Consider the following 13,133-nt stretch of genomic DNA (forward strand, 5'->3'; position numbering starts at 1 on the left):
GCATTTTATTCAAATAAAGCTGAAAGAGACCGAGTCAAACAACAAGCAAGAGATTTAGAAAAGTTTGTTCAAAATGAATTAGCTAAAAATAAACGTAAATTAAAAATTCATGAAAAAACGATTGAAAAAGCTAAAGATGCAGATTTATATCAAAGACAAGGAGAATTATTGACAGCACATATGCATCTCGTTAAAAAAGGTGACAATAGTGTTAAAGTAGTTGATTATTATGATCCGGAACAACGTGAAATAACAATTAACTTATTGCAAGATAAGACACCGAGTGAAAATGCTCAACTCCTTTTTAAACGTTATCGCAAATTGTCTACGGCAAAAAAGAATGCCGCCATCGAAATTAGAAAAACGAAAGCTGAAATTACTTATTTAGAAAATATTTTACAGCAAATAGAACATGCCAGAGACGAAGATGTGGAAGATATTCGTGAAGAATTAATAGAAGAAGGATATATGAAAAAACAAACCAAACGAAAAAGAAGGCGTAAAAAACCTACACCTGATAAATTTACTTCTTCGGATGGCACGACCATTTATGTCGGCAGAAACAATAAACAAAATGAGTATGTCACCCAGACGCTCGCAAATAAAAATGATATTTGGCTTCACACACTAGACATTCCTGGTTCGCATGTAGTCATTAAATCATCGGATCCTTCTGAACAAACTTTACATGAAGCGGCCGGGCTTGCCGCCTATTTTAGTAAAGCCCAACAATCTGCTTCCGTTCCAGTCGACTACACTGAAATACGTTACGTAAAAAAACCTAGTGGAGCTAAACCAGGATTTGTAACTTACAGTGAACAAAAAACACTTTTTGTAACGCCGGATGAAGAACTGATTAAAAGACTAAGAAATTAAAAAGAGTCTGATTCTAGATACTGGATGGAAAAATGACTCCTGATATTAGTCGTAAGCTAAAAAGGGCTACAACCAATTAGTGGATGTATCCCTTTTTTAGTCAAATTGTTCACTTAACAATAGATCAATAAAACTATTTACTTGTGGTAGTTTTCTAATTCCTCCTTGGTAACATAACCAAGTATCCCTTGTAATTGCTTCACCTTGTACTTCTAGCGGGAGATGAGGGAATTTATCCATTAGAACATGTGATATACTTTTAGGAAGGATTGCCATTCCTAGCCCTTGTTTCATAAATTGTTTACATGTTTCTATTTGATCAACACTAATTTTTTGAATCGGGTTAATTTTATCTTGATGAAAAAAGAGCCAGTGATTCATTAAGTCTTGAAAATAATCATCACTCTTAAATGAAATTAGCGGGCGTTGTTTCATTTCATCTTTGTTAAAAGGTTCTGTATCAAAAATATAAAGAGGATCCTTAAATAAAAGAATGGACGTACTATCTTTTATTTTTTCTCCACGAACAATTGTTACGTGATATTTTGTATGGTCTCTTATTAAGTTTTCACTTAGACCTGTAACTAGATCGATCGAAACTAACGGATACATATTGGTAAACTTTGATAGAATGGAAGGTAAATAACGTTGACTAATTACTGATGAACAAGCAATTGATAAAGTACCACGAACTTCGATACTAGATGCTGCCAACTTGTTTTTAATTTCTTTCTCTCGTTCAATCACTTCCTTAGCGTGTTTTAAAATCATTTCACCACTTGGTGTTAATTTGAGTCGCTTTGAAGTTCGAATAAATATTTGTTCTCCGAAATATTCTTCAATAAATTTTAATCGTTGTGATACAGCCGGCTGTGAAATTAGTACTGCTTTTGCTGTTCCCCTTACGGTTCCAATTTTTTCTAGTTGAATTAACAATTCGTAATCATCAATTTTCATCTTAAAACCCTTTACTATATAAGTATTTTTAATCACTTTCTATTATATAATAAAATTACTTCAATTTCATCAAAAATCATATTTAATCAAGTTTTTTGACAAATGTTCATCTTTCTATTCTTGTAAGTGAGGAAACTGTGCAGTAATGAAAATTTGTAAACCGTTGATTTTAGCCTCCGGGCAGTACACGCATCCTAAGGCACGGCACATCCTCAACTTGAGCAACTCCATCCTCAACTTGAGCAACTCCAACCCCGACTTGAGCAACTCCATCCTAAACTTGAGCAACTACACCCCCAACTTGAGCAACTACACCCCCAACTTGAGCAACTCCATCCTCGAATTGAGCAACTCCATCCTCAACTTGAGCAACTCCATCCTCAACTTGAGCAACTCCATCCTCAACTTGAGCAACTCCATCCTCGAATTGAGCAACTCCATCCTCGAATTGAGCAACTCCATCCTCAACTTGAGCAACTACAACCCCAACTTGAGCAACTCCATCCTCGACTTGAGCAACTACAACCTCAACTTGAGCAACTCCAACCTCAACTTGAGCAACTCCAACCTCAACTTGAGCAACTCCATCCTCAACTTGAGCAACTACAACCCCAACTTGAGCAACTCCATCCTCGACTTGAGCAACTACAACCTCGACTTGAGCAACTCCATCCCAGACTTGAGCAACTCCATCCCAGACTTGAGCAACTCCACCCACAACTTGAGCAACTCCACCCCAACTTGAGCAACTACACCCTCAACTTGAGCAACTCCATCCCCAACTTGAGCAACTCCATCCCCAACTTGAGCAACTCCATCCTCGACTTGAGCAACTCCACCCCCAACCTGAGCAACTCCACCCCAACTTGAGCAACTTCCAGCTCAACTTGGGGCACAAAAAAAGAGCCTGTATAAGACTCTTTTTCACTCATTTATAATTGCTCCCGCCAGGCTAATAACTTTTCCTTATCGGCTTCTGTAATTTCTTTGTCTGCAACGAGCACTTCTAGCAGATTATCAAAACTTGTGATCGTGCTTGCAACTAATTTCTCTTCTTCAAAGCGTTTGTCGGAAATCGGTAATCCATAAGTGAAGATTGCAAATACCGCTAAAACGTCAAAGCCTTGATTACGTAACACGTTTGCTGTCTCTATTGAAGATCCACCTGTTGATATTAAATCTTCAATAACAACTATTTTTTGACCTTTTTCAACATTTCCTTCAATTTGATTTCCTTTTCCGTGCCCTTTAGGTTTAGAACGAACATAAATCATTGGAATATTTAATTCATTTGCAAGCCATGCAGCATGTGGAATTCCAGCTGTTGCACATCCTGCAATCACATCCGGTTGTATATTTAATTCTGCTAACTTTTGCAAAAATGCTTTAGTTATTTTTTTTCTTATTTCAGGATAGGACATTGTTAAACGGTTATCACAGTATATTGGTGATTTTATTCCTGATGTCCAAGTGAAATAACCTTCTGTTTTAATTTGAACCGCCTTAATACGAAGTAAATCTCTAGCAATTTCATTTTGAAGTTCCATTTTTCCATTCCTCCACTGCTTGGGTGTATGCTTGTAATGGGTCTTGTGCTTTTGTAATACTTCGGCCAATAACAATTGCATCTGTACCAAGTTTTCGGGCTAGCCCCGGTGTTGCGCTTCGTTTTTGATCATCATCATTACTTGAAACAAGCCGAATACCTGGTGTCATCGTTAGAAAAGATGATGAACAAACTTGTTTAATTTTTTCCACTTCATGCACCGAACAAACTACTCCATCACTTCCGCTCATTTTGGAGAGTTTTGCTAAATGAACGACATTGTTTTCTACAGTCCCTGGTAATCGTAAATCTTGATGGATCGTTTCATCATCCATTGATGTTAAAATGGTTACAGCAAGTAGCTTTGTTTCATGTCTACTCGTAGAACTAGACTGTAAGCCTTCTTTCGCCTTTTGAATCATATCAGTTCCACCGAGTGCATGCAAGTTTACATATTCGACCTCAAGAGCAGCCAAATTTCTCATTGTTCTCATAACGGTTGTTGGAATATCATGTAATTTTAAATCTAGAAAAATCGGATGATTCCGTTCTTTCAAAGCCTCAATTACGAATGTTCCTTCCCGGTAAAATAATTCCATTCCGACTTTTACTGGAACTTCATGTAAATTATTTTTATCTAAAAAGTTCTTGGATTCTTCCCATGTTGGAAAATCAAGCGCTAAATATATATTATCCATGGTGTGCTCCTCCCGTTGCTTCTCGTACAGATTGAAATTGGTATTTTTCTAATACTGTAGGCAAATCATCAATAATTTCCGGGCAAACTAAAGGGTTTTGAAAATTAGCAGTTCCAACTGCCACAGCATCGGCTCCTGCCAATAGAAATTCTAGTACATCTTCTGCGCTTTGAATTCCGCCCATTCCAATGATTGGAATATTTACATGTTGTTTCACTTCATAAATCATTCGAATCGCTATTGGTTTAATCGCAGGTCCGGATAATCCTCCTGTTTTATTAGCGATAACCGGCTTTCTACTTGGTAGGTGAATTTGCATACCGGTTAAAGTATTAATCATTGACAATCCATCTGCTCCTGCATCTTCAATCGCTGTTGCCATTTCCACAATATTAGAAACATTAGGAGATAATTTCACATATACAGGAACATTACTTATCGCTTTTACTTTATCAGTAACCGTTTTTGCCATCTCTGGATCCATACCAAATTGTATGCCACCCTCTTTTACATTGGGGCAAGAAATATTTAATTCGATAGCAGATATAGCGTCTGTCTGATTCAGTGTTGCCACAACTTTTTCATATTCTTCGATTGTACTTCCCGCGACATTCGCAATAATTGGAATGGAGAAGGGAGTTAGAAAAGGTATTTCATTTTCAATGATTTTATCGACACCGGGATTTTGTAATCCTATTGCATTTAACATTCCTGCAGCCGTTTCGGCAACACGAGGTGTTTCGTTTCCGAATCTTTCTTCCCCAGTAGCGGCCTTCATAATAATAGCACCTAATTTACTTAAATCATAAAACTGATTATACTCACGTCCAAAACCAAAGCATCCTGAAGCAGGCATGATTGGATTTTTCAATTCAAGTCCAGGTAAAGAAACAGATAAATCTATCATAATATCACCTCATCGGCTGCAAAGACAGGACCATCCTGACATATTTTTTTATAACCTTTTTGATCATTTGTAGGAACAACACAGGCAAAACAGGCACCAACTCCACAACCCATCCGTTCTTCAAAGGATAAATAACCTTCGATATGTGGCAATTTGTTTTTTACAGCTTTTAACATGGGAAGCGGTCCGCAAGAATAATATCTATCAAATGGCGCTACATGTCCAATTACGTCTGTTACAAACCCCTTCTCGCCATAAGATCCATCATCCGTTACGATGATAGTTTCTCCAAGTTCCTGAAACTTTTTCTCATAAAACATATATGCTTGAGACTGAAACCCTAAGATAAACTGCAAGGTAATTCCACGTTTTTTTAACTCTGTCGCTAAGAAATAGATAGGCGGGACACCGATCCCACCCCCAATTAATAGAGCCGATGCGCCTTCGTGTAAATTTTCAACAGGAAACCCCTTGCCGGCTGGCCCTAATACATCAAGTTCAGTACCTATTTCATAAATGGCTAAAGTTTCCGTACCTGATCCAACAGTTTTAAATAAAATCGTAGTAGTATGAGCCTGTTTATCAACAGCTGCAATAGAGATAGGTCGACGTAATGTATGTCCTGGTACAGCTATGTGTAAAAATTGTCCTGGAACAGCATGAGTGCTAATATATTCATTTTCCAATATCATTTCGTATGACTCTTTTGCAATTTTGTCTACTGAAACAATTTTCATCCATTCTTTTTTTATCATGCTTCGAGTGCTCCTTTTTCAGTAATCAATCTTGCACGAAAAGTCGCGGAATCAATAACATGTAAAATTGCCTCCGCCGTATCTAAGTTAGTTAAACTAATAATTCCATGCTCTACTGCCTCTCTACGAATTCGAAATCCATCAGAACGTGGCTGCTTACCGGAAGTTAATGTATTCACTACGAATTGTACCTCTCCATTTTGAATAATCGATAAAACATTCTTTTTATCTGTACCAATCTTGCCTACTGCTATAACTGGTAAGTTTTTGTCCGAAAGATACTTGGCAGTTCCTTCTGTTGCATACAACTGGAATCCAAGTTCATAAAATCGTTTAGCAATTTTATAAGCTTCTGCTTTATCTTTATCAGCAACTGTTATTAAAACGGATCCCTCAAAAGGAATGGTAATACCAGATGCTGTTAAGCCCTTGTAGAGTGCTTTTTCAAGCGTTGTGTCATAACCAATTGCTTCTCCCGTTGATTTCATTTCAGGTCCTAAAGTAGTATCGACACTCCGTAATTTTTCAAATGAAAATACAGGAAGTTTTACATATACATCTTCTGGTTCTGGATAAATTTCAGTTTTAAAACCTTTGCTTTGTAATGATTCTCCCAATATACATTTTGTTGCAAGATTTGCCATTGTAATCCCAGTTACTTTACTTAAAAAAGGAATCGTTCGACTGGCACGAGGGTTAACTTCAATTACGTACACATCATCTTCATGAATAATAAATTGAATATTAACTAAGCCTACTACTTCAAGTTCTTTTGCAATTTTATCAGTTGCTTCTAAACATTTTTGTTTCACTGATTCACTTAATCGTTGTGGTGGATAAACAGCGATTGAATCTCCCGAATGGACACCAGCACGTTCTATATGTTCCATTATTCCCGGTATAAAGGTTGTTTTCCCGTCACTGATTGCATCAATATCCACTTCGATTCCGGTGATATATTGGTCAATCAACAATGGTTTGTTAGATTTTAGTGCGGGTATTTTTTGCAAATAAGTAGAGAGTTCTTCCTCATCATGAACAATTTCCATTTGGCTACCGCCAATCACATACGATGGCCTCACAAGTACTGGATAACCGATCGCTTCCGCTGTTTCATGGACGATTTTCTTATCAGTTATTGCTTTCCCTTTAGGTCTAGTTAAGTTAAGATCCTCCAATAGTTGTTCGAACTTATTTCTATCTTCTGCACGATCGATTGCCTCAAGACTTGTTCCTAAAATAGCAACTCCTCGTTTTCTTAACCCTTCAGCAAGATTGATTGCTGTCTGACCGCCAAATTGTACGATAACCCCAATTGGATCTTCTAATCTAACAATATGCATGACCTCTTCTAATGTAAGTGGTTCAAAGTATAATTTATCAGATACAGAAAAATCAGTTGAAACTGTTTCAGGGTTATTATTAATGATGATTGCTTCATAGCCCATTTCTTTAATCGCTTGAACAGAATGGACTGTCGCATAATCAAATTCAATCCCTTGTCCAATCCGGATTGGTCCAGATCCTAATACGATCACTTTTTTCTGATCTGTTCGAATCGACTCATTCTCTTGTTCATACGTACTATAAAAATAGGGGGCGGTAGATTCTACACTTCCTGCACATGTGTCCACTTTCTTATACACTGGAAAAATATTATTCTCATATCGATACTCATATATTTTTTCCTCGGTCGTTTCCCATAATCGAGCAATTTGAATATCGGAAAACCCAAATTGCTTCATTTTTCCTAAAATATCTTTATGAAAAGGATTTGCGACAGCTTCTTTTTCTAACTCGATAATATGGTTCATTTTTCTTAAGAAAAGCGGGTCAATCTTTGTAATATGATAGATTTCGTCTATCGTCATTCCTCGTCTTAATGCATGGGCGATTACAAAAATACGTTCATCATCTGCATGTTCTAAACGGTTTTTTATTTCTTCTTCGGAGATTGATTCAAGGTTTTGTAAAAATAGATCTCCATTGCCAATTTCTAAAGAACGAATTCCTTTTAACAGAGATTCTTCGATATTTCTGCCAATGGCCATTATTTCTCCAGTAGCTTTCATTTGTGTTCCTAATTTCCGGTCTCCAGAGACAAATTTATCAAACGGAAAACGCGGAATCTTCGTCACGACATAATCAAGTGCAGGTTCAAAACAAGCAAATGTCGTCCCAGTAACTGGATTAATAATTTCATCTAACGTTAAACCAACAGCAATTTTTGCAGCGATTTTTGCGATCGGATAACCGGTTGCTTTTGAGGCTAAAGCAGATGATCTACTCACCCGCGGATTCACTTCGATAATGTAATATTGAAAGCTATGTGGATCAAGCGCCAATTGTACGTTACAGCCACCTTCAATTTCTAAAGCGCGAATTAATTTTAAGGAAACTGCCCTTAATAATTGATTCTCGCGGTCGGTTAACGTTACAGAAGGAGCAAAAACGATGGAGTCTCCGGTATGGATTCCGACTGGATCCATGTTTTCCATATTACAAACTACAATTGCCTGGTCTTTTTTATCACGAATTACCTCATACTCAATTTCTTTGTACCCGGCAATACTTTTTTCAATGAGACATTGCGATACAGGAGAAAGTTTCAAGCCATTTTGAACAATATGTTCCAGTTGCTCCCTGTTATCACACATTCCCCCACCTGTTCCTCCAAGGGTGAATGCAGGTCTGACAATGATAGGGTAACCGATTTTCTCAGCAAAATTTACTGCTGCTTCCACCGAAGTAACAATTTCACTAGGAGGAACTGGTTCATTTAATTGTTCCATTAATGTCCGAAATTTTTCTCTATCTTCTGCCTTTTGAATCGCTTCTAACGATGTTCCTAATAGCTGCACTTGGCATTCATCTAAAATACCTGATTCATTTAGGGCTACTGCCAAGTTTAATCCTGTTTGTCCGCCTAATGTAGGGAGGATGGCGCAAGGTCGTTCTTTTCGAATAATTTTACTCAAAAACTCAACCGTTAAAGGCTCCATATATACTTTATCAGCGATCGTATGATCCGTCATAATTGTTGCTGGGTTCGAGTTCGCTAAAATAACGGTATACCCTTCTTCTTTCAGTGACTGACATGCTTGTGTACCTGAATAGTCAAACTCTGCCGCCTGTCCAATTACAATTGGTCCTGAACCAATGACTAAAATTTTCTCTATTTCTGTATTTCTAGGCATGAAGCAGCCCTCCATTATTCATCTGATTGTTAGCTAGTTCTTTTAGAAACGTATCAAAGATAAAATTTGTTTCGTTTGAACCAGGTGCTCCTTCTGGTTGAAATTGTACGGATATTACCGGATATTCTTTATGTGCTAATCCTTGAATTGTACTATCATTTATGGATCGATACGTAGTCATTAAATTGGTATCTTTTAATGTGGATTCATCTACTGTATAACGACAACTTTGTGTAGTAATCCACGTTTGATTACGCTCTAGATCTTTTACTGGAAAATTGTTTCCAAAATTCCCTACTGGAAGCCTTTTTGTATTTGCCCCACAAGCAAGAGCTATTATTTGATGTCCTAAACCAATCCCAAGAATAGGAGTTTTTAAGACTAATGATTTAACCGTATTAATTGTAGTAGTAACTGCTTTAGGATTTCCAGGACCATTTGAAATAATAATCCCATCCGGTTTAAACTGCAAAATCTCTTCTTTTGAATAATCATATGGCACTACAGTAACATGGCAGTCACGTTCTGTTAATTCATGAAGAATTTGATGTTTCATTCCCATATCGATGACAACAATTCTTTTTCCTCTTCCAGGAACGATATATGGTCTAGTTGTCGATACGTTTTGAACAACATCCTTCTCCTTTTCGTTTGTTAATTGGAACATGATTTCTTCACGATCTACATTTAAATCCGAAATCATTCCTTTAACAGTACCTTTTTCACGTAAAATTCTTGTTAACATTCTTGTATCGATCCCTGCAATTCCGGGAATATTATGTTTTAACAAAAATTGATCAATTGTTTCCTCACTACGAAAATTAGATGGCTCTGAACTAATCTCTTTTACAATAACTCCACTAACTTTTGCACTTAATGACTCAAAATCATCACGATTTATCCCATATGAACCAATCGATGGATACGTAAACAGTGTAATTAAGTCATAATAACTTGGATCTGAAATGATTTCTTGGTACCCTGTCATGCTCGTATTAAAGATTATTTCTCCGCTAACTTTTGCACTTCCACCAAATGCTTTCCCGATAAATGTTGTCCCATCTGCTAAAATAAGTTGTCGTTTAGTCATGTAACCCTTCCTTATATACAATTTTTCCAGACGCTATTGTCAGCACAGGATTTCCATACACTTGCCAGCCTTGAAAAGGGGTATTTTTTCCTTTTGAATAAAACTTGTTTTTATCAATTGTATATTCATTTTCTAGATCAACCAATGTGATATCTGCGATTGCATTTTCTTCCAATAAACCGTACGGTAATTTAAACACTTCTGCTGGTTTTCTCGTAAATGCATTCACTAATTGTTCTAATGTCATTTTATTCGGTTTCACTAGATGTGTATAAAGAAGCGGGAATGCCGTTTCTAAACCAACGATTCCAAAAGGTGCTTCAAGCATCCCTAATGCTTTTTCTTCTTCAGCATGTGGCGCATGGTCTGTTGCGACAAAGTCAATCGTTCCATCTAATAATCCTTCCAGTAATGCATCACGGTCTGCTTTACTGCGAAGAGGAGGGTTCATTTTAAAGTCCGCATCATGATCCTGAACATCATCTTCAGTTAATAATAAATGATGTGGTGTTACTTCCGCTGTTACGTTAATGCCAGCTTTTTTCGCATCTCGAATCACACGGACAGACTCTTTCGTACTAACATGACAGACGTGATAATGGCAATTCGCCTCTTCAGCAAGCAAAACATCGCGAGCAATTTGAACAGATTCACAAGCACTTACTATACCAGGTAAATTTAACCGTTCACTTACATTTCCTTTATGAACTACCCCTCCATAAAGGATGGAATTATCTTCACAATGAGCGACGATCGCCATATCACTTGCAGCTGCTTCCTTCATTGCTTCAAGCATCTGCCCAGCAGTTTGAATCCCGACACCATCATCTGTAAATGCAAATACTCCTAATTTACTTAACTCATTTATATTCGTTCTTTCTTCTCCTAGTAGCCCTTTTGTTATTGCTGCATAAGGAAGAACTCTTATACGTGCGTCTTTTTTAATTCGGTTTAGAAGTTTTTCCACTTCTTCACTAGAATCTGGAACAGGATTCGTATTTGGCATTGAGCAAACCGTTGTATACCCGCCACGTGCTGCAGCCATTGTTCCAGTAGCAATCGTTTCTTTATGTTCCCCTCCCGGTTCACGTAAATGAATATGAACATCGATGAATCCAGGTAACACCAATTTCCCTTCACAGTCGATTACTTTTTCTGCTTCTGTACTAATTGAAGCTGCTATCTTTTGTATACGATCCCCTTCAATTAACAGTTCGCACTTTTCTAATGTATTGTCTTTGCTCACGCGAGTTGCATTTTTCAATATTATTTTCATCGATAATCCCCCAATTTAATAATTGTTTTGTTAAAACTGCCATTCTAACATACACACCATTTTCCATTTGTTTAAAAATTTTGGATCGATCGCATTCGACAAGAGATGAATCTATTTCAATTCCACGATTAACTGGTCCAGGATGCAAAATAATTGCATGTTTTTTCATGCGTTTTTCTCTTTCAATTGTCAGGCCAAAATTTTCATGGTAATCCAATGTTGCCCCGACAAACTCATTATGTCTTTCGTGTTGAATACGTAGTAACATAAGTACGTCACAATTTTCGACTGCTTCATCAAATGGTAAAACCGGGTAGCCGAGTGATTCATCTATAAATTCCGGAGCACCTGAAAAATATACTTGAGCTCCTAATTTGCTTAACATTTCTGCATTTGAACGTGCAACTCTACTATGCTTAATATCGCCTGCTATCACAATCTTCAATCCACTAAATTGACCAAATTCTTGATAAATCGTATCTGCATCTAAAAGACTTTGCGTTGGGTGATCTTTTTTACCAGCACCTGCGTTAATGATTGGAATCGAAAGCTTAGCGGCTAATTCTTTCCCCCAGTCATCTGCTTCATGTCGAACGACAAGTACATTTGCTCCGATCGCTTCAAACGTTTTTGCCGTATCATAAAGACTTTCTCCTTTTTTCATACTTGATGTTTCTGCATGAAATTCTAGAGGTTCAATCCCTAACTTTTTCTCCGCAACAATAAAGCTTATTTTCGTTCTCGTGCTAGGTTCAAAAAATAAATTTGCTGCAAATAACTGTGTTGATATTTTGTACTCATCTTCACGGAATCGATTTGCCATATCTAGAAGGCCAACGATTTCCTTAGCTGATAAATCTTGAACAGAAATAAAATCTTTCATATTGCGCACCCCATCTCAATTTCTATTATCCCATTTTCCCGCCAATTGATACGATCCGTGTATATTTTCATAAAAAAACTCTTTGCAAAAGGTCGCAAAGAGTTATACAAGTACTATACTCGTATGGTTTGTTGAATTCTCAGCTACCTTTTAAATCTCACGGGATTTATTTAAAGGGCCAATCTTTATTCAATTAATTTCATAAATACTTACTTCATCCAATTCATCTTGCTCGGTTACATTGACAACAATTAATTCTTCTTTTGATGTTGGAATATTTTTACCAACGTAATCTGCTCGAATCGGTAATTCTCGATGCCCTCTATCTGTCAACACTGCTAATTGAATTTGATCAGGGCGCCCGATGTCCATGACAGCATCCATTGCCGCTCGAACTGTTCTTCCTGTAAATAATACATCATCTACTAAAATTACTGTCTTATTCGTAATATCAAGTTCAATTTTCGTCCCTAATATTTCGGGGTCTGTCGATTTTTTTTGTAAGTCATCTCGATATAACGTGATATCGAGTTCTCCTATTGGGACAGTGATATCTTCAATTTGCTCAATTTTTGCTTGAAGTCGTTTGGCTAGTGGAACGCCTCTAGTTTTAATACCTACTAAAACAATAGTGTCTCCACCTTTGTTTCGTTCTAAAATCTCGTGAGCTATTCGCGTTAAAGCTCTGTTTATTGCTGAATCGTCGAGAATCGTTGTTTTCTTCTTCACTCTCCCACCTCCTATAAATATTTATGCATCAGTTCTATTCATAAAATTCATTACTTTTAATCTTCACAGTTGAAGGATACCGTGCGGTAGTGAAAATTTAAAGACTAGTAACAGCTTCGTTGATTTCCGCCTACGGGCAGTACGCTTTCCGCGGGCACGGCTTCAGCCTCCTCGCGGAAGAACACCGCTGCGGGGTCTTCAGACACGTGCTTTTCCCGC

General features: G+C 37.3%; 13 protein-coding genes. 1 reads left to right on the top strand and 12 read right to left on the bottom strand.

Annotated elements, in window-relative coordinates; all coding sequences use genetic code 11:
• Positions 1 to 876, top strand: an 876-nt coding sequence (locus ACPYKA_RS12865; RefSeq protein ID WP_479542665.1) for an Rqc2 family fibronectin-binding protein, incomplete at its 5' end; no start/stop codon positions are given.
• A 96-nt stretch (positions 877 to 972) separates the two neighbouring features.
• On the opposite strand, the gene ACPYKA_RS12870 is transcribed toward ACPYKA_RS12865, so the two are convergent.
• The 12 genes from ACPYKA_RS12870 to pyrR all read right to left on the bottom strand — a co-directional run bounded on the left by ACPYKA_RS12870 (position 973) and on the right by pyrR (position 12,914).
• On the bottom strand, positions 973 to 1,833 hold the full coding sequence (locus ACPYKA_RS12870; protein ID WP_479542666.1) for a LysR family transcriptional regulator: 861 nt from the start codon (positions 1,831 to 1,833) through the stop codon (positions 973 to 975).
• Between the two features lie 274 nt (positions 1,834 to 2,107).
• The gene (locus ACPYKA_RS12875) at positions 2,108 to 2,551 is read right to left on the bottom strand and encodes a hypothetical protein (RefSeq protein WP_479542667.1); all 444 of its coding nucleotides are present in this window, start codon (positions 2,549 to 2,551) and stop codon (positions 2,108 to 2,110) included.
• 31 nt (positions 2,552 to 2,582) lie between these two features.
• Positions 2,583 to 2,765 (bottom strand): hypothetical protein, encoded by a 183-nt coding sequence (locus ACPYKA_RS12880; protein WP_479542668.1) that lies wholly within the window; start codon positions 2,763 to 2,765, stop codon positions 2,583 to 2,585.
• On the bottom strand, positions 2,766 to 3,380 hold the full coding sequence (gene pyrE, locus ACPYKA_RS12885; RefSeq protein ID WP_479542669.1) for an orotate phosphoribosyltransferase: 615 nt from the start codon (positions 3,378 to 3,380) through the stop codon (positions 2,766 to 2,768).
• Positions 3,364 to 4,077: an orotidine-5'-phosphate decarboxylase gene (pyrF, locus tag ACPYKA_RS12890; protein ID WP_479542670.1), complete on the bottom strand. Its 714-nt coding sequence runs from the start codon at positions 4,075 to 4,077 to the stop codon at positions 3,364 to 3,366. The genes pyrE and pyrF overlap by 17 nt, the downstream gene beginning before the upstream one ends.
• Positions 4,070 to 4,981, bottom strand: a complete 912-nt coding sequence (locus ACPYKA_RS12895) for a dihydroorotate dehydrogenase (RefSeq protein ID WP_479542677.1) — start codon at positions 4,979 to 4,981, stop codon at positions 4,070 to 4,072. Before ACPYKA_RS12895 ends, pyrF begins: the two co-directional genes overlap by 8 nt.
• Entirely contained in the window at positions 4,981 to 5,739 is a 759-nt protein-coding gene (locus tag ACPYKA_RS12900; RefSeq protein WP_479542671.1) for a dihydroorotate dehydrogenase electron transfer subunit, read from the bottom strand. The genes ACPYKA_RS12895 and ACPYKA_RS12900 overlap by 1 nt, the downstream gene beginning before the upstream one ends.
• Positions 5,736 to 8,936, bottom strand: coding sequence for a carbamoyl-phosphate synthase large subunit (carB, locus tag ACPYKA_RS12905; protein WP_479542672.1), 3,201 nt, complete (start codon positions 8,934 to 8,936; stop codon positions 5,736 to 5,738). The genes ACPYKA_RS12900 and carB overlap by 4 nt, the downstream gene beginning before the upstream one ends.
• Complete coding sequence (locus ACPYKA_RS12910) at positions 8,929 to 10,026, bottom strand: carbamoyl phosphate synthase small subunit (RefSeq protein WP_479542673.1); 1,098 nt, start codon at positions 10,024 to 10,026, stop codon at positions 8,929 to 8,931. Before ACPYKA_RS12910 ends, carB begins: the two co-directional genes overlap by 8 nt.
• Positions 10,019 to 11,302 carry a dihydroorotase gene (locus ACPYKA_RS12915; RefSeq protein WP_479542674.1) on the bottom strand — a complete coding sequence of 428 codons (1,284 nt, stop codon included), beginning with the start codon at positions 11,300 to 11,302 and terminating at the stop codon, positions 10,019 to 10,021. The genes ACPYKA_RS12910 and ACPYKA_RS12915 overlap by 8 nt, the downstream gene beginning before the upstream one ends.
• Entirely contained in the window at positions 11,229 to 12,185 is a 957-nt protein-coding gene (locus tag ACPYKA_RS12920) for an aspartate carbamoyltransferase catalytic subunit (protein WP_479542675.1), read from the bottom strand. Before ACPYKA_RS12920 ends, ACPYKA_RS12915 begins: the two co-directional genes overlap by 74 nt.
• A gap of 189 nt (positions 12,186 to 12,374) precedes the next feature.
• Positions 12,375 to 12,914: a bifunctional pyr operon transcriptional regulator/uracil phosphoribosyltransferase PyrR gene (gene pyrR, locus ACPYKA_RS12925; RefSeq protein ID WP_479542676.1), complete on the bottom strand. Its 540-nt coding sequence runs from the start codon at positions 12,912 to 12,914 to the stop codon at positions 12,375 to 12,377.
• Between the last annotated feature and the right edge of the window lie 219 nt (positions 12,915 to 13,133).

The organism is Pseudogracilibacillus amylolyticus (SeqCode) (assembly GCF_051918545.1).
GTDB lineage: Bacteria > Bacillota > Bacilli > Bacillales > Amphibacillaceae > Pseudogracilibacillus.